This is a genomic window from Microvirga sp. 2YAF29, from assembly GCF_052114605.1.
Taxonomy (GTDB): domain Bacteria; phylum Pseudomonadota; class Alphaproteobacteria; order Rhizobiales; family Beijerinckiaceae; genus Microvirga.
Genome location: NZ_JBFRFB010000002.1, coordinates 413,583 through 433,835 on the forward strand (window position 1 = coordinate 413,583; position 20,253 = coordinate 433,835).

16 protein-coding genes are annotated in these 20,253 nt (G+C 55.7%); 5 read left to right on the forward strand and 11 right to left on the reverse strand.

Annotated features, from left to right (window positions below):
• Nucleotides 1-87 precede the first annotated feature (87 nt).
• From AB4Y85_RS04350 to AB4Y85_RS04365, 4 genes are all read right to left on the reverse strand, one after another.
• On the reverse strand, nucleotides 88-900 hold the full coding sequence (locus AB4Y85_RS04350) for a hypothetical protein (RefSeq protein WP_441983618.1): 813 nt from the start codon (nucleotides 898-900) through the stop codon (nucleotides 88-90).
• A 357-nt stretch (nucleotides 901-1,257) separates the two neighbouring features.
• Complete coding sequence (locus tag AB4Y85_RS04355; protein ID WP_441983619.1) at nucleotides 1,258-1,599, reverse strand: DUF6527 family protein; 342 nt, start codon at nucleotides 1,597-1,599, stop codon at nucleotides 1,258-1,260.
• Nucleotides 1,596-2,987, reverse strand: coding sequence for a ThiF family adenylyltransferase (locus AB4Y85_RS04360; RefSeq protein WP_441983620.1), 1,392 nt, complete (start codon nucleotides 2,985-2,987; stop codon nucleotides 1,596-1,598). Before AB4Y85_RS04360 ends, AB4Y85_RS04355 begins: the two co-directional genes overlap by 4 nt.
• A 4-nt stretch (nucleotides 2,988-2,991) precedes the next feature.
• On the reverse strand, nucleotides 2,992-3,711 hold the full coding sequence (locus tag AB4Y85_RS04365) for a multiubiquitin domain-containing protein (RefSeq protein ID WP_441983621.1): 720 nt from the start codon (nucleotides 3,709-3,711) through the stop codon (nucleotides 2,992-2,994).
• 209 nt (nucleotides 3,712-3,920) lie between these two features.
• On the opposite strand from AB4Y85_RS04365, the gene AB4Y85_RS04370 reads away from it, so the two are divergent.
• Genes AB4Y85_RS04370 through AB4Y85_RS04380 form a run of 3 tightly spaced genes read left to right on the forward strand, consistent with a single transcriptional unit; the run spans nucleotide 3,921 to nucleotide 5,721 of the window.
• Entirely contained in the window at nucleotides 3,921-4,487 is a 567-nt protein-coding gene (locus AB4Y85_RS04370; RefSeq protein WP_441983622.1) for a hypothetical protein, read from the forward strand.
• The gene (locus tag AB4Y85_RS04375; protein ID WP_441983623.1) at nucleotides 4,484-4,927 is read left to right on the forward strand and encodes a hypothetical protein; all 444 of its coding nucleotides are present in this window, start codon (nucleotides 4,484-4,486) and stop codon (nucleotides 4,925-4,927) included. Before AB4Y85_RS04370 ends, AB4Y85_RS04375 begins: the two co-directional genes overlap by 4 nt.
• Entirely contained in the window at nucleotides 4,924-5,721 is a 798-nt protein-coding gene (locus tag AB4Y85_RS04380) for an ImmA/IrrE family metallo-endopeptidase (protein ID WP_441983624.1), read from the forward strand. Before AB4Y85_RS04375 ends, AB4Y85_RS04380 begins: the two co-directional genes overlap by 4 nt.
• 258 nt (nucleotides 5,722-5,979) lie before the next feature.
• Here AB4Y85_RS04380 and AB4Y85_RS04385 read toward each other — a convergent pair whose 3' ends face one another.
• The 4 genes from AB4Y85_RS04385 to AB4Y85_RS04400 form a co-directional block, all read right to left on the reverse strand.
• Nucleotides 5,980-7,713 (reverse strand): recombinase family protein, encoded by a 1,734-nt coding sequence (locus AB4Y85_RS04385; RefSeq protein WP_441983625.1) that lies wholly within the window; start codon nucleotides 7,711-7,713, stop codon nucleotides 5,980-5,982.
• On the reverse strand, nucleotides 7,703-8,248 hold the full coding sequence (locus AB4Y85_RS04390; protein WP_441983626.1) for a DUF2924 domain-containing protein: 546 nt from the start codon (nucleotides 8,246-8,248) through the stop codon (nucleotides 7,703-7,705). Before AB4Y85_RS04390 ends, AB4Y85_RS04385 begins: the two co-directional genes overlap by 11 nt.
• A gap of 2 nt (nucleotides 8,249-8,250) precedes the next feature.
• Nucleotides 8,251-8,847, reverse strand: coding sequence for a DUF3489 domain-containing protein (locus AB4Y85_RS04395; RefSeq protein WP_441983627.1), 597 nt, complete (start codon nucleotides 8,845-8,847; stop codon nucleotides 8,251-8,253).
• Between the two features lie 108 nt (nucleotides 8,848-8,955).
• Nucleotides 8,956-9,198: a hypothetical protein gene (locus AB4Y85_RS04400; RefSeq protein WP_441983628.1), complete on the reverse strand. Its 243-nt coding sequence runs from the start codon at nucleotides 9,196-9,198 to the stop codon at nucleotides 8,956-8,958.
• A gap of 748 nt (nucleotides 9,199-9,946) precedes the next feature.
• Between AB4Y85_RS04400 and AB4Y85_RS04405 the strand changes: the two genes are divergently transcribed.
• Nucleotides 9,947-11,509: a calcium-binding protein gene (locus AB4Y85_RS04405; protein WP_441983629.1), complete on the forward strand. Its 1,563-nt coding sequence runs from the start codon at nucleotides 9,947-9,949 to the stop codon at nucleotides 11,507-11,509.
• Between the two features lie 359 nt (nucleotides 11,510-11,868).
• Here the strand turns inward: AB4Y85_RS04405 and AB4Y85_RS04410 are convergent, their stop codons facing one another.
• The gene (locus AB4Y85_RS04410; RefSeq protein ID WP_441983630.1) at nucleotides 11,869-12,267 is read right to left on the reverse strand and encodes a helix-turn-helix domain-containing protein; all 399 of its coding nucleotides are present in this window, start codon (nucleotides 12,265-12,267) and stop codon (nucleotides 11,869-11,871) included.
• 335 nt (nucleotides 12,268-12,602) lie between these two features.
• Here AB4Y85_RS04410 and AB4Y85_RS04415 point away from each other — a divergent pair, with 335 nt between their 5' ends.
• Nucleotides 12,603-13,184, forward strand: a complete 582-nt coding sequence (locus tag AB4Y85_RS04415) for a hypothetical protein (RefSeq protein WP_441983631.1) — start codon at nucleotides 12,603-12,605, stop codon at nucleotides 13,182-13,184.
• Nucleotides 13,185-13,420: 236 nt separating this feature from the next.
• Here AB4Y85_RS04415 and AB4Y85_RS04420 read toward each other — a convergent pair whose 3' ends face one another.
• Together AB4Y85_RS04420 and AB4Y85_RS04425 are read right to left on the reverse strand one after the other, a co-directional pair.
• Nucleotides 13,421-14,434, reverse strand: a complete 1,014-nt coding sequence (locus AB4Y85_RS04420) for a LysR family transcriptional regulator (RefSeq protein ID WP_441983632.1) — start codon at nucleotides 14,432-14,434, stop codon at nucleotides 13,421-13,423.
• Nucleotides 14,435-14,816: 382 nt separating this feature from the next.
• Nucleotides 14,817-20,234 (reverse strand): calcium-binding protein, encoded by a 5,418-nt coding sequence (locus AB4Y85_RS04425; protein ID WP_441983633.1) that lies wholly within the window; start codon nucleotides 20,232-20,234, stop codon nucleotides 14,817-14,819.
• Between the last annotated feature and the right edge of the window lie 19 nt (nucleotides 20,235-20,253).

The window sequence follows — 20,253 nt, forward strand, 5'->3', positions numbered from 1 at the left end:
GATCTGAATCGCGTGATTTTCACTAGAATTTGCATGACTTGCACACATGTCGTTGAAAATTCGAAATGGACTGATCCTAGCGGCCTTTCAGATTCTGACCTCCGTCAGGTGAGGCCGGAAATCATGTAGTTCGACCATAGGCACCTTCTTTCGAGTCACCAAAGCTGTAAGGCGATGCCAAAGGCTGCGTCTGATGGTAAAATCCACAAGGGGCTTTCCGTCAAAATGGATCGATAAGAGGGATGCCGCCGCTGCAATGATCTCAACATGGAAGCCACTTAGGATTTCGGTGCTATCTGGCTCAACTACGAGATAGATCTCGCCAGGAGGCTCAGTCGCGATTTTGCTCGGCGGCCCACCGAAGGTCATGTACTCGGCAGCACGTTCCATCTGCGCTTGACGAGGATTGCGATCGAAGTCGAGGTGCACCCCACCGAGCTTGTTTGCGGTAAAAGTAATTATATCCTCGCAAGTAAAATAACCCCCCTCAAACAACACCCGCTTTTGGCGCAAAAACTTTCCCGTATTCATGAGACGAGTGATCATTGTATCAACCAGCAAAATCGGCCCATTCCCCACGGATTTTGCTGAATGATAAATTGCCATTATTGGAGTGCCATTGAAGTTTACTCCTCCTGTAAGAAAGAACGTCACACTCGGCTCTTCTGGAAGAGCATCAATGATCGCCTGATTGTCCAATACTGGAAAGCTCGGTGTTACACCGAGCTCGTTGCACAGCTGCCCTATCAGCCCCTCATTCGACCATCGCCTCAAGATTGCTGATGCTGCGCGTATATCCCCTTCTGTGACAGGCGTTCTATGGGTTATCACCAATCTTGAGAGGGTATGTAGATCACTCTCAAGCAGCTTCAGGCATTCGGCAGTTTGGCGCTTGATCACTATCAGGCCTCGCATCTTGGCTTGTCAGCTAAGGGGAGTGACATTTGGCCGACACGCTAACACTGAGGTCACGGGGATCATAAATTCAAATCACACCTTGTGAGAATTTTTCCTCGCGACTGCTCGGATGCTCCACCGGCATACAGGGAATAAGCAGGATCTCCGCCGTGCTTCTGTCAGCCAGGCGCTCCCCTCAACCTTGGGCCGCTTTGATAAGGACACTCTCATAGGATGGTAATTGTCATCCCATAGCGCTCCTCAAATGAAGCCTAAGCCCGCCTCCCCAATGAGGCGGGCACTCTGTTTATTGGGCAATCTCTACTCACACAACTTCGCGGAATTGATGTGTATGACGCTTCAGCACCAATCGATGCGGCCATCACGTACCCAGAAATGGCTCTTGCATCCGACCTTTCGCCATACGGACGGCTTTAGTGAAACCGTATCGTCCCAATGACGCACAAAGCTCCAGCGCGGTCGGCTGCCCTCGATCATCGCCAGCTTGAGGGTCTCTCCGCAGCCGCACGGACAAGCCATCGCGGCATACCAAGGGTGCCCGCCCTCCCCGATGACGTAGATCTTGCCAGATTCTACCTGCTCGGGATCCTCGTCAACGAAGGAAACCAGATGTCGGCCTCTCCATGCTGCGATACGCCGTCCGAGCGCGCGGATGATGTTCTGAGTCTTCCCGAGCATCATGCACCTTGCCCCTGATCGAGATATGGTTGATCGAGCGGAGGCGTCGCGTCGCCACGACCGACATACCGGGCAAGCACGGGGTCAGGATCTCCGTCAACCCGTTTCAGCCATGATCCAATCGTCAGACTGATAGTCTGGCTGGCATATTCCTCGTTCGGATCGAGCCTATAGGGATGGAGACGCGCCAGGAAATCCATCATGAGCAAACTCGAGAAGAACATGTTGACGCCATTGACCGCAGGGCGGTCCTCGTCGATGCCCCGAATATAGCCCCGTTCCACTTGGTCCCTGTAGTCGTCGGGATTGGTGCGGCGCAAACCCGCCGCCCGAATCTGCTCGTCCGTAATGGCGTCCCTGGTGATCAAGCTCGATCCGCCCGGATGGAGATAATGGACGCTGCCGCAGATCTGATCGATTCCACCCTGACCATCAGCATCGAGACGCACGCCGACATCAAAGTAGGGTTGGATGTAAAAGGTGGCCAAGCGATTGAGAAGCTGCCGCCCCTCGACACCGTCCATGCACCCGAAGACAATATCGCAGGACGCGACCGCTCTCAGAGCCACAGGTTCCGAGAGATCGCGCTCGATCGCTTCGACCTCAGTCTCCAGGCCTAGACAGTGGATGAAGTCCTTCAAGACCGCCACCTTGGGTCGGCCGATATCCTGCCGGACCGTGTTGAGGATGCGGTTGAGATTCTTCTCCTCCACCGTGTCCGGATCCACGAGGACCAACCGCCCTACGCCCAGACGAGCCAGCTGATCAACGACGACGCTGCCTGTCCCGGAACAGCCCACCACGGCGACGGACAGTCGACGCAGGCGCCGGAAGGTCCCCTCCCCGAACGCCTGCGCATGCCGGCGGGCGAACTCCGGCACCTCCTCCGCCACGTCATCGGCATGCCAGAAGGTCAGGTCGTCTCCAATGACACCGATGCAGTTGATTGGCGAGGGACTGCCGTCCTCGTGATGCGCCCGCGCGATGATTCGCCCATCCGGCAGCATGATCGCGCTTGCATGCGGAGCACCGCCATCGCAGGCGGCATGGATGGAGGGAAAGAGTGCTTCATCGGACTTATCGTCGATGGGGCTAAATCTCGGGTAGCCTCCGGGATGGCTATGGATCTTCATGATCGCCATCCCACGTTTGGCCGCTTTCCTCAGAAGCGGCAGCAGGAAGCTCGTCGGCCACGTCACCCGATCCTCGGTGCGGGTCGGGCAGGCCTCATGAGGGATCTCGATGATTTCGTGGACCAGGAGACGATGAATCTCGCTCCCGGCGGCGCGACCACAGAGAGCGAGGGCGACGGACTCACGGCCATCCCCTGCGAGGAGATGGTCCGAGAGTTGGGCGTGCTGCGCCCGCGTCAGGCTGAGCGTGACCCGCATGGCCTCAGCCCGTCGTCGCGAATTCGCGGACGAACCAGTGGTTTACCAGCGCGAGGTGTGTGGCGATATCGTCGATGCCCCGACGCCATGGATTGGCAGGGCTGCGGTGCCGGGACCATTGCTGCCATTCGGAGCCTGCAAAAGGCGTCATGGACAACGCGCCGATCCCCCGTCCATCGGCTCGGGCCAAGGCCGGGCTGACATAAACCATATCCAGCTGCGCCTCTGGATAGGCCGTCGGGATCCGCAGGTGAATATCCACCGCAGCATGGTTGTAACCGAGCGGGACTGGGTAGTTGCGGATCACCACCGCCGCCACCATGCCGTCCCGAATGGTCTCCCAGCGGAGCCCAAGACCATCCAGGGTTTCCATGTCGCTCTCGGACAATTGGAAGTCCCGCTTAAGCGGAACCTCCGGCATCTCGCCCTCGGTCTGGTCTAAGGGCAGCGTGACGAACCGCTCGACATTAGGGTTCTGAAGGTCGACGGTCGCTTCAAGCTTCACCTCCTCCAGGCTTCCGCCGGGAAGGCGCTGGAAGATCTGGAAACGCTCCGGCGGGTTCTTCTCCGCAAGGAGGAGCAGGTCCCGACCCATCGGAGTTGGGTTGTCGACGTCGTAATGCTTCTTGTCGATCTGGATATTGTAGGTCTTTGGCGGCTTCGAGTTGCCGGAGCCACGATCATTGTTGTGGTCGGGCGGATTGTCGTCTTTCGGCGTATTCATGTGCTTAAGCGCCTTTCGCGCGAGTTAGAGTTTCGAGGTGGGCCAACGCTTCGACCTGCCTTCACTTCCTATGGCTCAGCTTGAGGGGTGCCTCGGACACGCTATTGAAAAAAACTTTAGGTTGCGCCAGAAGGCGTCCTGCGTGCAGAAATTTTGGCGCCCGGTGTCCGATCTTGGATTTGGATGCGCCTAACAAAGTAGGGGGATCCGTGTCGAAGAGTGGCTCGAAAGCACTCACGAGGGAGGAGTTCGTTCAGGCCTACACCGCGCTTTCCGAGGCGGCGCAGGTCAGACTCCTCCGGCATGCGGAAGTCCTATCGTTCAAGACGAACATGTCCGGAGAGGATCTCCTATCCGAAGCCGTCCTGCGAACCATTGAGGGCGAGCGGAACTGTCCCGTCGGAACGACCCTGACCACCTTCCTGTACGGAGCCATGCGCAGCATCGCGGATGCGGAGCGCAGGTCCCTTGCGACGGAAGGAACGCAGATCGGGCTTGAAACTTTGGCTGAAGATGGCGTCGAGCCAGCCAATCTTGAACGAAATGCCGAGGAGGCAATAGTGGCCGGGCAGGATTACAGCGCCCGGGTCACCGCGCTCCTCGGCCTGTTTGCCGGCGACGACGTGGCGCTGCTGATTGTCATGGGCGATCTCGACGAGACGCCCGCCGAGGAGTTGCGCGAGATGGCAGGATTGGACAAAACGGGCTATGCCTCGGTTCGAAGACGAATTCGGCGCACGCTTGCCACTACATACCCTCAGGGGTGGAAGGCATGATGACACATACGAAACCCAACACGAGCGCCGAGCAGCTCGACCGGGCGCTGGACCGAATGGCCGAGGACATCGAGGCCACCTCGGATCAAGACATCTTGCGGGAAGCTGTGGAGGCCTATGGGAGCGTCAAGACTGCGGTCGATCGCGTCCAAGGTGCCCTGAATGCCGCCCTGAAGCGAAGCGGCCGCAAGAAGTTCGAGGCGGCTCGCGCAGGCCTTAGGGCCACGCGGGAGGCAAGAGCGGGCGCTACCGTGATCGCCCTGTCCTTTGCCGAAAAACGCGGAATTCTCGACAGGTTTGCGGGGAAGAACAATCCTGTGCGCGAGAAACTCACGATGGCGGCCCGTAACGGTATTCCCCTCGGAGAGTCCGAAATCGATGGGATGATCGAGGACCTCATCGAAATCGGAGCCATCGACGAGAAGGGCAACCCACTTTGACCCGCCTGACTGCTGCCGAGCACCTCCTGAAGGAGCTTGGCATCGACAATCCGGTCGACATCGATCTTGAGGCGATCGCATACTACCGCAACGCAACCGTGAGAATCCGCCGGCTCGACGGCTGCGAGGCGCGGATCCTGGGCTTCCGGGATCGGGCCGTTATCTCGGTCGATGATCGCTTCGGTCCACGTCGAGCACGGTTCTCGTTGGCCCATGAACTGGGGCATTGGCAGCATCACCGGGGGCGCAGCTTCGTCTGCCGCCCGGAGGATATCGGCCAGAAACGGGAGCGAAATGCGCTTGATCCCGAGTGGGTCGCCGACCAATACGCCGCCGACCTTTTAATGCCACATTACCTGTTTCGGACTCGCGCCCAGGAGCTGAAGCGCATTAGCTTCGAGACGGTAGAGACGTTGGCCCATGAGTTCAACGTCAGCCTCACCGCAACCGCCATCCGCCTTATTGAAACGGGGCTTGAACCTGCAATCCTGGTTTGCCACAGAGGACAGCGACGGGCGTGGTTCGTGAGTGGACCGGACGTGGAACGTAAGTGGTTTCCCAAGGATGAACTGGATTCCGACTCCTGTGCCCTGACCACTCTCTACGGACCATCGGGACGTAGCAAAATGAGATCGGTTCCTGCGGATACCTGGTTCGAGGGCTGGCACGCCGAGCGCGGAAACGTCCATGAGCAGTCAGTCAAGACGGCGGAGGGCCAGGTTCTCTCCCTTGTCGTCTTTCGCGACCGTCACCTTCTGGAAAAGCCAGAGCGCTCAACAAGGTTGGGGCGGTAATCGTTACTATTGGGTGTGCTTCTGACTCGAATCCCGGAGAATGGGTTGTTAGCTGAGCTATCTGGATTCATACCGGTTTTTTTCATACCACTAGCAAACATCCGTGTAATCAATCATTCGAGCACAATGAGAGTGCGCTTGTAAGCGTGCTGCTCCTTCCAGAAAGGCAGCTCCGAGAGGTGTCAGGTAGATCACTCCACCTAGAAGCAACCTTCATTAAGAAAACTTGGAGAGTAGTCATAAACTTTGGCTCTAAGCTCAGCACTGGAACGCCGACGCTATCCTAAACTTCTTAGGAACCTCAATGTTAAAAGTCTTGCCAGTCAGCAAGCTATGAAGCGTTAGCTGATCCGGCTGGCGTCCCTCTAGAATTCCTTCCTTTGTCTGGCCTGGCAAGAACACCAACGAAATCACTCGCGCCACATATCGTTCATCTGTGTCATACGCTGCCGCAATCTCTCTCATTGTGCTGTAGCGCTGATGGATAAGATCATCCCACCAGCGGTGAGCCTGCGCTAGCGCTTTGATCAGCGCAGGATCGGGTTCTGGGTCAGGCGTTCCCTGTCCTTCGATGATCAACCATGTTTCGACCGAGCGGCGTCGCAACGAAAGCGAACGCGTCACTGTCACCAAGCCCGAAGATTCCAATTTCTCTTCTAGGGTGGCTTGATCTACCCCATGCCCCTGCAGGATCGCTGGCCGCAACTGAAGTTCGATTAGATCCTCTGCAAGAACAATCCGCTCGACCAGTCCGAGAACCACGCTCCGCTTAATGACGGGGTCGAGGCTCGTCAGCTGCTGAGAAAGCTCCTGCCCACGTATCACAATCGTCTGCTGCCCCTGCAACGATTGGTCTACACTCCCGATTATCTCTAATAGCCACGTGCGATCGGTCAGGAGGCTTGTGAGAAAACGAATGATGGCATCTTCAACCTCCGCTGCAGGCAATCGCCAGCCCTGTCGCTTCGAGCCAGAAGCATGCTTTTCCTCTGGGCTCCTCTCTTTCTGCCTAGAGCCACTGACATAGTAGCGATAACGCCTCCCCTGCTTCACGGCGTGGGTCGAGAGGAACGGCGCGCCTTCTGTATCAAACAAGAGGCCTGATAAGAGGTTGGGCTTCTTTGATCTACTTTTGACCAGCTGATGATGGCTATTGGCAGCCAGCGTCGCCTGGACCTCGTCCCAAGTGCCAGGATCGATAATGGCTTGATGCTGCCCTTCGAACATTTTGCCTTTGTGAGCGATCCGCCCTGTATAAAGGGGGTTAGCCAGGATCCGATACAAGTGCCCTCGGGAAAACCTCACCCCACCCTTCATGTGCTCGGATTTTCCAGGGCGCATCTTCGTTCGTAAGCCTCGGCGCTCCAACTCCTCACGCACAGCATCAACGGCCTTGAGCTCCAGATAGAGCTGGTAGATGGTTCGGACTATCTCGGCCTCGGCTTCATTGACAATGAGAGTCCGTCCAGCCGCATCATAGCCAAGAGGCACGGAGCCACCCATCCAAAGCCCTTTCTGCTTGGAGGCTGCGATCTTGTCTCGGATGCGCTCGCCGGTGACCTCCCGCTCGAACTGAGCAAAGGACAGCAGGACGTTGAGGGTCAGGCGTCCCATGCTGCTCGTGGTGTTGAACGACTGGGTCACGGACACAAAAGATGTGCCCTGCCGGTCAAACACCTCCACAATACGAGCGAAGTCCGTCAGCGAGCGGGTGAGGCGATCAACTTTGTAGACCACCACCACATCGATCAGCCCTGAGGCAATATCGGCCAGAAGTTTTTGGAGCCCTGGCCGCTCCATGCTGCCTCCGGAAAACCCGCCATCATCATAGGCTGTCGGGATTACCCGCCAGCCCTCATGCTTTTGGCTCACGATGTAGGCTTCACAGGCCTCCCGCTGGGCATGCAGCGAGTTAAAGTCCTGCTCCAATCCTTCTTCACTGGATTTACGGGTGTAGATGGCACAGCGCACCTGACGCGATCTATCCCGCATGCTGGCTCTCCGGATGAGGAGCGGGAGTGGCTTGCGTTCGCAGTCGTGTGCGGACCTGCTTCACTGGAGGCTGAGGTGCGCCGCCAGTTTTCTTGACGCCAAAGAACACCCAGCCGTTCCAGCGTGTTCCGGTAATCAGGCGAGCGATCTCGGAGAGGGATCGGTAAGCCTGGCCATTCCAAACATAGCGATCACCGGCGACCAGCACCTCATGCACCCTCCCCTGCCACTCCCGGATCAGACGTGTGCCGGCTCTAATCTTCTTGTTCGGTTTAGGAGGCGGCTTTTCATGGGCTGGTACGATCTGCTTGACGAGCTGATCGAGCTGCTTCTGAGCGCTGGGTTTGAGGCCACCGAGAACATGCTCTCGGAGGGCGTGGGCTACGGCGCGCTGCATGAGCGTGCCGCGCATAAATTTCGGCAGAGGAATGCCTTTCAATTCAAGGAAGCGCGCTTTCAACTGCTCCGGTGTGAGTTCACCCAGACGCTCGAGTTCTGCCTCGAGCGCCTCCTCTGCCATACGGGTTCGAGCCATGATCAGGCAGCCTCGGACAGGGCCTGGGATGTGGCCATCTCTTCTGGCTGAGGCTTAATCTTATAGATCGCTTTGCCGTCAGGGCCTTTGATCTTCTCCAGCACATGGCCTCCCTGACGAAGCCCGGTGAGAGCCGCGCGCGTCGTGTGTGGCAGCCATCCGGTGGCAGTGATGAGATCATCGAGGGTAGCACCCTCCTCACGCTGAAGGAGTGAGAGGACAAGCGCTTTCTTCGAGCCCGCTCGTGGAGCCGTATCGGATGCTTGCTGTGGTGATGTTTGTTCAGCAGCAGGTGTGATCACGACTGGAGAGTCTTCTGCGGCTTCCGTTTCGCTCTCTGGCTCAACTCCTATGGCTTGCAAGCCATTGGGTGTGATCTTAAGCCCGATCCGGCTCTCCCATTCATCCGAGCGCCAGGCCGGCTGGTCCGGGTCGACCGTGACCTCTTCGGCCAGGCCGCCTTTGAGGAGCTTCTCCGCTGTGCTCTGCAGGGTGTTGCCTTTGAGGCGGGAGGCCAGATCGAGCAGGCCGTCATCACGCTGCGAGGCAGACGAGAGCAGCGTCAGCTGGGTGTCGGTGAGTTTGCGTGTGCGGGTCATGTGACCAATCCTTTGAGTTGTGAGGCGGCACCAGCGCCGCCACTGCCTCAAGCCCCGATGACGGGGCACACCACGTTTCCTGTCTGCTCTGACGGGCGGAGGGCTGGATTAGGTGCCGTCTTTGCTGTAGCCTTCCTGCTTCCAGCTCATGCGCTCCAGAAGCGTGATGGCTGAGAGCAGGGTCTGTGCCTCGCTCAGATACACCTCCAGATCATGCTCCAGCGTCATGCGGACCGCTTCCGTCTCCGCTCCGCCCTCAGCGCAGGTGAGCGCTCCTCGCGCAAGGGCGGCTGCCGTGTCGAGCCGCTGGCTGGCGGCCCTTATGCTCTCGCTGATGGGTCCCTTTTCCATGTATCCCTCCGCGTCGTTGTCGGGCTCCATGGATGCGTGCCGGAAACGAGAAGTCGAGCGGAATGAGAGCAAGAACAGTGCGTTGTTCGAGGCGCTTTTGTCCTGTTGTGATCAGGACCAGCTGAAGCGGCTATTTCTTAGGCGTCTTCGCCAGCTCGTCGAGCACCTCGTGCGGATCAAAGCCGATGATCTCGGCGAGCTCCAGCAGCTCACAGTAAGCCATGTCCAGACTTGGTACGTGTAAATCAGATTGTCTCAGCAGGCGTACGTGATCCAGCGAACGTCTGCTTGTGATCAATCTGAGACATTCAATGTGACTTTAGCAAGGTCTGCTCTCTGGCTGATTCCTGACATTCGCTTATCCTGGCAGTTAGTGCGAGTGAACCGTTGCTATAGTAGAGGATATCGCTCGCTTAGTTGAACTTGCTCCCAACCCGGCTTTGTAGGGAAGCAAGCCCAAATCTGATCGACGTCTAAATGCTTGAAAAGGCTTGGTGAACGCGCTGCGTCTCGAACCCAGGGATTTCTAGACAAACAAATTTTCCAGCCCAACTGCCCCCTCCTCGCCGACCGAGAGGAGTATTATACTTTAGTTTATGTAGCCTAACCCGTTCGGGCTACTACTTCTGATAGCAGCTATCGTAACGCTAGCTCAACTGTCAGCGGGCGGCCCAGTGATGTACACGCCGCTGCGCTCGCAGGAAATAATATCGCTGGATGGTGGGGGCCTCATGACGACGAGGCAACAATGTCTAACTACATCGGCACGAATGCCGGCGGCTTCGACTCAACAGACCTGTGGGTCCAGAATACAGGCGTGTCCGCCAACGAGCGCTTCGAGGGCCTAATCTCCTCAAACACGGGCTGGGGAACCCGGACAGAAACCTACTCACGGTTTGTCTTCGAGAGCGGTGGTCTGACCTATGAGTACGAAGGTCAGTGGACGCTCAATGCATCGACAGGCCTTGTCACCAATACAATTGCAGCCAGCGGCGTCTACAACTCTGTGACCGTCAGATCCGGAGAAGCTATTGTGGCGCGAGCCACAGGGCTCTCCCTTAATGTGGACTTCGGCACCAGAACAACCCTCACGCTTCTAGACCTCCTCAACCCGATCCTCGGCCCCGTCCTGACTCTGCTCTTCGGAGGCGGCACGACCGAGGGCTTTGCTAACCTGCACAAAGATGCGACCCCAAATATCGACGCACTGGCTTTCCAGGGTGCGGACTCGCTTCAGGGCGGATCACAAGCTGATGTCTTGGTCGGCTATGCCGGGAACGACACGCTCAATGGTGGAGCTGGTGCCGATCATCTCGACGGCGGCCTCGGTGATGACGTCTATTATATCGATGACCTCAACGATGTAGTCGTCGATGCCGGAGGCAACGACCGGGTGATCATCACCGTTGCCGGCTATGATCTCTCCAAGCTCTCCGGGATCGAGAATGTCGTCTTGCCGAGCGGTTCCGGCGGCAATGACACCATGACAGGTGGAAATGCTGATGATGTCATGAGTGGCGGCGCAGGAGACGATACCTTATCGGGCGGCGCTGGAAACGATCTCATCTCCGGCGGTGACGGCAATGACGTTCTCACAGGAGGCGATGGAGATGACCGCCTCGATGGCGGACCTGGCGCCGACAACCTGAGAGGCGAGGCCGGCAATGATACCTACATCGTCGATAACCCTGGCGACCTTGTGGTCGAAGGCCTGTCTCAAGGGTATGATACGGTTTACGCCTCGATCAATTACGCGCTCACAGATAATGTGGAGGCTCTCTTTCTCGACAGCGGTAAAACGGGTTCTGGGAACAGCTTATCCAATGTGATCTATGGCAATGCCGACCGGAACTCACTCTACGGCCTTGCGGGCGATGACGAGATCCATGGACGCCGCGGCAATGATAGGCTCTCCGGTGGAAGCGGCAATGATACGCTGGATGGAGGCTATGGTCGCGACGTCCTCTCCGGAGGATCAGGTCGGGACACGTTCGTCTTCAGAGACAAGGTGAGCAAGTCAGGAAGTCTTGATCGCATCACAGACTTCAATCCGAAGTATGACAGGTTCTTTCTCGATAACAGCGTCTTTACGAAGATCGGCAAAGGGTCAGAATCCAAACCCTTGAAGATGAACAAGGCGTTTTTTGAAATCGGTGACGCCGCCGATGATAGGAATGACTATGTCATTTACAACAAAGACACCGGCTATCTTTACTATGATAGGGATGGGTCGGGTGCCGCGAAGGCCGTAGAGATCGCAAAGCTGAAGCCGCATCTGAAGATCACCTCCGGTGACTTCTTCGTGATATGATTATTGTAGAGGGGTCTTGTCGGAAATGGACAAGGCCCCTGCTGCCTAGAATGAAAGAGCAACGAATACTCGTCATAAGGAAACCCGAAAATGAGCAGGTGAGTTAGCTCGGAGCTAATACGCCTTCGAGACAACCACAGAGAGGCCCAAGCCCGACGAGCCGAACTCATTCGTGGTCCGTAGCTTTGGCTTTTCCTCGTGCTATTCGTCTTCTTTAGCTACTCTGCGATGTACATGGCTAAAGCTGAGATTGGTAACGGCCTCGTATCGGCGCCATCGGTGGTAATATGATCAATGCACACCGCGAGCAGATATACACTTGGCCCAACAGTCGACCAGCTGTTTGATCAATTGGCGGGCTAGCTTGAACATTTGGTCTTCAGCTTGAGCACGGTCTCAACCAGATCCACGACTTTGCGCTGAACGTCGATATCATCAATCTCCGCGAAGGCACTAAGCAAACGCACACCTTCGGTTGATGTCATGACTTCGTAGAAAGTACTAAGGATAGGATCCGATCTGCTTGAGGCATCCTGCAATCCATCAAAAAAGAATTCGACCTCAACCTGGAGGATCCGGGCAATCTGTAAGAGCCTGGAGGCTGTAACGCGGTTGACGCCCTTTTCATATTTTTGGACCTGCTGAAAGGTAATCCCCAACGAGTCCGCGAGCTTTTCCTGACTGATGGCTAAGACGGTTCTTCTCGCATGAATGCGCGCGCCAATATGGCGATCAACATCGGTCGGTTGTTTCTGCATTTACATTAATCCACACGCTCTCAATGCAGAGCGCCGGGGCGAGAGGGGGCACAGAAGGACAGGATCCGGTCAACATCGGCTGTTAACCGCTTCCGTTCATCTCCAGGCAGGAGGGCGATTTTCTCAGCCACATAAGCCTGAATTCGAGGCCAGTCAGCGCCAAAGCGTTCTACTGCGTCCCGACATAAATCAGCTAAGGTGACAGGGGTATTACTGTTACGTTTGGTCATTTGCCCCCCGGTATAACACTGATGAAATACCGCCCTACACATTAGCACCTTCTGGCGCCCCTGTCCCTCGTGCTTCCTAGCGAAGGATTTTTAAGGGGGGATCACATGGAGCAGGATGTTCAATCATCGGTTCGACAAGACAATCTTATTCGGGTTGAGGTCGTCACAACGCCTGAACAGCTTCTTCATGCCCAAGCCATCAGGGCCATCTGCTTCATGGAGGAGCACGGCGTACCCGCCCGTCAGACGTTCGACGGCAACGACTATCAGGCGACCCATATCATCGTCTACGCCGGCGGTGAGCCTATCGGAACGGCCAGGATCCGATGGTTTAAGGATTTCGCCAAGATGGAACGTACGAGCTTCCGTCAGGCCTGGAGAAATCCCCGCACCATCAAGCGCGGCGCAGAATTCATTTTCGAGCATATCAGCCGCAAAGGGTATGACTGCGTCATCACACACGCGAAACCTCCCTACGCGAGACTCTGGCAGAAGTTGCTTGGCTTCAAACCCGCGACCGGGAAGGATCCTCTTCTCTTCCAGGGGCATGACGAACCTTACATTGAACTCGTCAAAGAGCTTACGCCATCTCAGGATGCGATCACACCGGCTTCGGATGCATCGATTCTGTTTCGGATTGAAGGATATTGGGACGCCCAATCTGAATTTGAGATGGTGGAGACATGAGCGCCATTCCACTCCCCACACCTCCGGATCTCGATCAGGCTGAGGCGGCCACAATCGTGGACTACTTTCGCTCCTATCTCCAGGATGTCGTTACCCTGCATACGGCTATGTTCAAGAAACTTCTGTTCGAGGGGGAAGGACTGCCTCTCGAATTGGCGGAACTCTTTGACGATGCGGCAAACACCTATCTCACCATTTCCGAGAGCATCAGCAAGCATCATCTTCAGCACAGGTTGTCAGAGATTGAAGAGCAACTTGATTCCCGTGTCGAACCTGCCTTGCGGTGGGTCAAGACGCAGCCTGGGGTTAAACCAAGGGTTCGCAGGTCCAAACATCTCGCTAAGCCAGTCAAACACAAGACGCACAGGACGCGAGTTTAGACGCTCGGTCAAAGCAATCGCGTAGAGCGGCACAGAGATATTTACGTCTAAGTCTAAGGGGACGGCGTTGGGTTCAATGACGGTGTAGCTGCCGAGAAGCCCGACGCCGAGACCAGCTTTGACAAGCATTCCATAGGCCATCGAGTTATCGCAGTAGTGTGAAATTTGCCCTTGAGAAACAGCTCTATTCCAAGAGTCCCATAAGCCGGTTTTGGCCATATAGAATTCTGACTGTAGGAATTGATGCTGCTTTAAGTTCACCTTGTTCGGGATACCGTGATGTTGGATGTAAGACTTTGCGACGATTGGGATGAAATGAAGAAATCCCAGCTTCTGGACAAAGATGTCTGATCCTTCGATGGGGCTGAAGCCGATCATCATATCCGTTTGATTGTCTCTCAGGCTTACGACATTGGCCGGGCTTTTGAGATGAAGCTGGATCCTAGGATATTCAGCCGTAAAGGTTGAGACGGACGGCGCCACGAAGAAGGTGTTCAAGCCATCCGTGATGCTAATTCGAACAATTCCTTCGGCTTCTTTGTTCTCGGCCTTTAGATCGTTGCTGATAGCGAAAAGCGAATGATCAAGGCTTGAGAGTGCTTGCGCCAGGGCTTGACCCTTAGCAGTGAGCTTGACTCCGTTCTGGGTGGGCACAAAGAGCTGCGAGCCCATCATGTCTTGAAGGCGTCTGACCTGCCGGCCTACGGTAGGAGGACTTGTGTTCAGGATCTCAGCGGCTCGATTAAACGATTTCGCCTTTGCGACAGCCAAGAAAACGCGCAGCTCACCCCAGAACTGCCCACTTAAAATGGTCTCATCGTCGAGCGGAGAGCGAATGAGCTCGCGCTGCTCGGGATCGAAAGGTTTCATAGCCATTTGACGACGGAACACACCTCTGAATTTACAACACAGTTACACAACCAGAGGAGTGCTGCAACGGCTCAACTTGTTCACTCTCGTTGTACAAAAGGGGTATAGAGGCCTTGAGCTGATAAACCCCGCGCGCCAATCAGGCCATCAGTCTCGCTCTGGATGCGACGGCGTTTCTCGGGAAAATTTCGAACAGGACAGAACGCTTGATACCAGCGGATACCATCATTTTCAGGATCACAAGATGCGGCTCGCTGTACTTTACTGAAAATACACTGAGCACGTGGGAGGCATCAGATTCTATCTGCCCCCCATCAAACCGAAATGTCGTAAAGCGTATGTTGACTGCATGTGACCAGATGACTTCGTAAGCCTGGGATTATCAGAACAAGACGTCTAATCCATTCCAAGCTTTGAGCTTTTGAACGCGGTCCGCAGCGATCACACCGCGGTTATCTGCCATGTCATCGTCTTGGACCCAACCGGCCCAATCGCCGCCCTGATCCACGCCCATGGCATACATTCCCACGCGCCACCAACTCATTACATCCGCACGATCATGGGATTCAAAATAAGCCTTGTAGGTTCGACCCCCTTCGGTCCTGGCTACATCGAACGTAATGCCTTCAAAGAAAGTAAGTCGCTGGCCGCCATACTCACGCGACTTTGAAATCTGGGTATCCCATCCTTCGCTGCCGAGATCCCATTGCTCTATGATCTGCAAGGAATCGGTGTATAGCGTCTCCTTCCAGTAGTCCTTCTCTACCTTATTGATAATGCGACCCTTGATCGAGATCGTGTCCCAATCCTTGCCCTCATAATCGACCTTGTCGATGGTGTAGGTCTCATTGTCTTTGATAATTTTGTGGTAGACGACGTCTTTGCCGTGGTAGTGCTTCTCATCGAAGTCCCACGTCTCATTCGCGAGATCCCACTTCCGCTCTTTGACCAAAGTCGCGCCTTTGTAGAACTTGTCATTAAGCTGTTCGTAGACCTTCGTTCCGCGCCATTCTTGCACACGATAAGTCCACTCACCCCCATCGTGGTCGAAAATCTCTACAATCTTTTTATCGGCATAGATCGTCTCAACCCTAGTGGTGATGCCGTTTTCGGTGGTCGTGGACTTCTCAACCCAATCATATGCATCAGCGAGATCCGTTTCGATAACGATCTTCCGACCACCCTTGATGAAGTGCTGATAATATAGATCGCCATTGTCGTTGTAGCGAGCTTCGGTCTCAGTCCAATCAGGGTTCGACCAATTGCGGAAGACATACGCCTTTGCGTTGATTTGGTCCCGCTGCGAGAGTCGTGTGTCGCCAAGATAGGCCGTCTCCTGCCACTCCCATGCTTTCCCTTGGACGCGATGATCCCAGGTCGTAATGGTATGCACCCCACTGTCGTAAAGCATATACTTCCACATGGATTTCAGCAGGCCGTCCATGTGCAACTCGTAAGATGTCCATTCCTTTCCGTTGTAGTCCCAACCACGCTGAACGGTGCGCTCCTCTGCTCGTGTCGCACCTTGGTAGAGATAGGTCTCAAACCATTTGTTCTGGTTCGCATCCCAATGCTCCTCGAAGGTCTTCCACTCCTGCTTATCGGCTTGTTGGGAATTCACTCCATCGCGGTAGTTGTGGCTATCGATGACATAGTCCCAGCCCTTGATGACCTTTGAGCCATTGTCGTTCCGAGTGATCTCGATCAACGTCTGCTTGGATTCGTTCATCTCCCTGACGACGGTATCCCAGGTTTCCACTGCTCGATCCCACAGACGCTCGATAAAATCGACTACACCGAGCTTGCCTTCGTCGATGGTGTCGAACTGCCTGGATGCAAGACCCTGCTCATAATTCGTCAGGTTTCTGTACGTTGTCTCGCGGTCGTGCCAGTTTTCGACATCGTCCGGATCCCACTGCCACAGCGTGAAGCTGCCGTCGTCATTCTCGTAGATTTGACTCACGAGTTCCGCATTTGCATCGAAGTTTTGGGTGTAAGATTTCCACGTCTCGCCCTTTCCGTCGGAGCTAACGTCCCAAGCCCGAGCAATGCGGGTGCCATCCGGTTTGAATACCGTCTCGCTCATCAAAGTCCCGGCGATATTGCGCCTCTGGATATATGCCTCAATCTGCGAGGGATCTTCTGCGCTAGGCCGCCAGCCGATCCTGCTCTTGGAACCGTCGCTGTTATCGACATTATAAGCGATCTCAGCATCCGTTTGCGTCATGTAGTTCAATTGCGCGACAGTCAGATCGCCGTCCGCAAAGCGGAAGATTTCGATATCGGCAAGGTCCGTACCGTCAGGCGAGTTGGCGCGTAAATCGACAATGGAGAAGCGGCCCAGCGCGGTATTGAAGCGGATCAGATAATCAGTGCGGTTGCCGGTGAGCACAATGACATCGGTGCCAGTGCCGCCATCGATGTAGTCAACATCCGGCCCTCCAACCAATATATCGTTGCCATCGCCGCCGAAAAGTTGATCGCTTCCGCCACCGCCATTAAGGGTGTCGTTGCCGAGGCCGCCAGATAGCATGTCGTCGCCTGCACCACCGTCGAGGCTGTCGTCCCCAGCATCTCCCGTCAGCACGTCATGCCCGAGGCCGCCCAGCAGAGTGTCGTTGCCTGCTCCTCCCCAGAGCTTGTCGGAACCTGTTCCGCCATCGATGCTGTCATCGTCATCGTCGCCGTAGGCTTGATCGTCCTGATCGCCCGCCAGGATGATGTCATTGCCGGATCCTCCAGAAAGATAGTCGGCTCCGGCTTCGCCATACAGGTAGTCGATGCCTTCATTGCCTTTGAGGAGATCATCTCCCTCATTGCCATAAAGAATGTCATCACCACCATGCCCAACAAGAGCGTCGTTGCCGCCACCGCCCTGTAGCGTGTCGTTTCCGGCTTCTCCGAGCAGCGCATCGTCGCCAAGGCCGCCCGAGAGGAAATCGGAGCCTTCACCGCCATTGAGATCGTCTCGCCCATCTTCGCCGGAAAGTACATCGTCTCCGGCCTCGCCGCGCAATTGATCGTCACCCGTACCGCCGTCGAGCGTGTCGCGGCCTCCACCGCCTTCAAGCATGTCGTTATCGACACCGCCGAGGAGATGATCGTTATCGTCACCACCGATCAGACGATCATCGCCCGCGTCGCCGTGGAGAACATCCTGCCCGGCTCCACCGACGAGCCAGTCGCGGTCACCGCCGCCTCGGAGCGTATCGTTGCCCGCCCCGCCTTGAAGCTCGTCGCGGCCATCGCCTCCTTCAAGGTGATCATGACCGTCTTCGCCGAACAGCATGTCGTCACCGGTGTCGCCATAGAGATGGTCATTGTCTCCACCGCCGCGCAATTCATCGTCACTGGTGCCACCGTTCAAGGTGTCATTGCCCTCTTGGCCGTCAAGATAGTCCCATCCCCCACCACCTTGGAGGACATCATTACCCGCGCCACCAGCCAAATCGTCGTAGCCTTCGCCGCCATTGAGAGTATCGTCGCCCGCTCCACCTCGCAGCGTGTCGTCGCCGTTCTGTCCTTTCAGGTCATCGCTGCCCTCACCGCCTGACAAGCGGTCATTACCCACGCCGCCATCAAGGCTGTCGGCTCCGTCCTCTCCATCCAGCTGATCCGCGCCACGCCCGCCATCAAGCGTGTCGTTGCCGCCGCCACCATAGAGATCGTCGTTACCATCCCCGCCGCTGAAAACGGACGTCTCGGCGCTGCCCCGGTAGATATTGTCCCACGAGTTTCCGACCATGCTCCAATAAGTGAGAGTCGCCTCCTTATTAAACTTCATGAGGGATTCTTGATCCTTAGTCCAAACTTCTGACCGAATGGTGCGTCCGTTAGCAGTATGATGCTGCAGGCTCTTAATTTTTCCTGCCGTATCATAATGTGCTGTCAGACGCGTCCCATCCGCTTTCTTGAGGAAGGCGGCGTCGTACCCGGACGTCCCGAGATCCATTGCCTTCGCGCGGCCGCCTGCGCCATTGAATATTTTTTTGCGAGTTCCATCGCCCGGAAGAATATCGATTCCGTCTTGCGCGACTTCTATGGATGCATTCTTTGTGCCTATGGAAAGGCCCACATCGGCAACAGTGATCTGCTTTCCGTTGGTGGTCTTTGCCGTCGCCGTCCCGTAGATGCGCGATCCGTCGGAGTATTTTACACCGGCCTTGTTATGGATGAGAGGGATCGCGTTCAATCCGAGGCTATTCAAGGTCTTCAACTCGCCCGAATCCGTGACGCCGTCCAGGTCGGCATCGACCCAAACCTTGAACTTCTCGAAATCAGTGTCTGCGGACGAGAGCACGTCATCCTTGTTGGTATCGAATACGGTACGGACGGCAAACATATCGCGCCCTGCAAGACGCGACCATTGCGTGAAGACAAATTCTCTTGCGCTATTGACGGTGCCGGAATCATCGGCGTCGAAAACGAGCAGGCCGTCGCCTTTACCGATCCAGGCTGTGCGTCCTACTGCACCATCGCCATTGTAGTCGAAATACGTCTGCGACTTGTTGAGCGGGACGATGTCGATTCCATCGCCGTCAAGGTCAAGAACAATTGGGTGCGTAGGGCCGATCCCTGCATATCCGTCCCCGCCAAAGCCCCCCTCGAAGAAGCCATCGTCATCGTTACTATTGACCGGGTTGAGGCCCCCGCTGCCCATCGGTCCGCTTCGATCTGGGACCCCCGAGTCGTCATGGCCATGGCCGCCATTGTTGCCTCCGCTCGGCCTATCGCTCTGACCTGGCATGTCTCGGTCATCGCGGCCATGACCATGGCTTCCGCCTCCATCGAGAGTACCGCCGGGACCGGGTTTACTTCCCCCATCACCGCCGCCAGATCCACCGCGCCCGCCAGAGCCACCACCGCCTTGGCCTTGATTGTCGCCTCCGCCGTTACCGGATGAGGATCCAGAGCCGCCGTATGACGGACCTACCTGATTCCCGCCACCTTCACCCGGCCCGTTATCGCTGCCTGAACGTCCCCCATTAGATTCATTTGGCGAACGTGAGGGATTACTGCTCGGTGAATCCGGCACATTGGAACCAGGGTCTCGGGAACCGCTGCCGGCTCCCTGCTTCGCGATGCCCATTGTGGCTGCCATGACTGAGGCTTGCCCACCTGCCTTGAGAGCAGCTTTAATGGCGTCACCCGCATTGATCCCGCGGCCCCCGAACGCAGAGGATGCATCAGATGCATCGAGAGAACGATCCAGATGTTGAGTCTGCTTATCGGGAGACGGCGGCTGAATGCCGGAATCAGGGGCAGGGCCTTTGTATGCAGGAGGCGGATCAAAGTGACGAGGACTTACACGGGGATCTTTGAACTCATTTGTTACTAATAATCCTTTATCTAAGGCCTCTTTAACGAGGTCATCCAGCTGATCACGTGTGTAGCCATTTTGCTTTGCGTACTCAGCAATAGCTCTGCCAACTACATTATTGTGAAGGTCTCGCTGCACATCACGCATTTGATTTAGAAATTGAGTTTGTGTTAATTTTCCAGTCTCAAGTTCTTTTTCCTTTTTTTTTACATCATTTATTTCTCTTAGAGTTCCTAACATTGATGCAATTGTACTACCGTAATCATAAGCAAGCAAAGCGCTTACATAAGCATGGAAATATGCATTTTTCTGCAAGTCGTTTTTAGGAATATCATTCTTGATGCCATACTGACGAGAAGACTCCTCAGCTTGTTTTTCATATGGCCCAAGAAATTCCTTAGCTTTTTCCTCAGACCAGTCTCTTGCATCTTTAATTCTATCATTAGACCAGTCTTTTAAAATATCAAGAACATCAGTCATAGCATTCTCCAACATATTA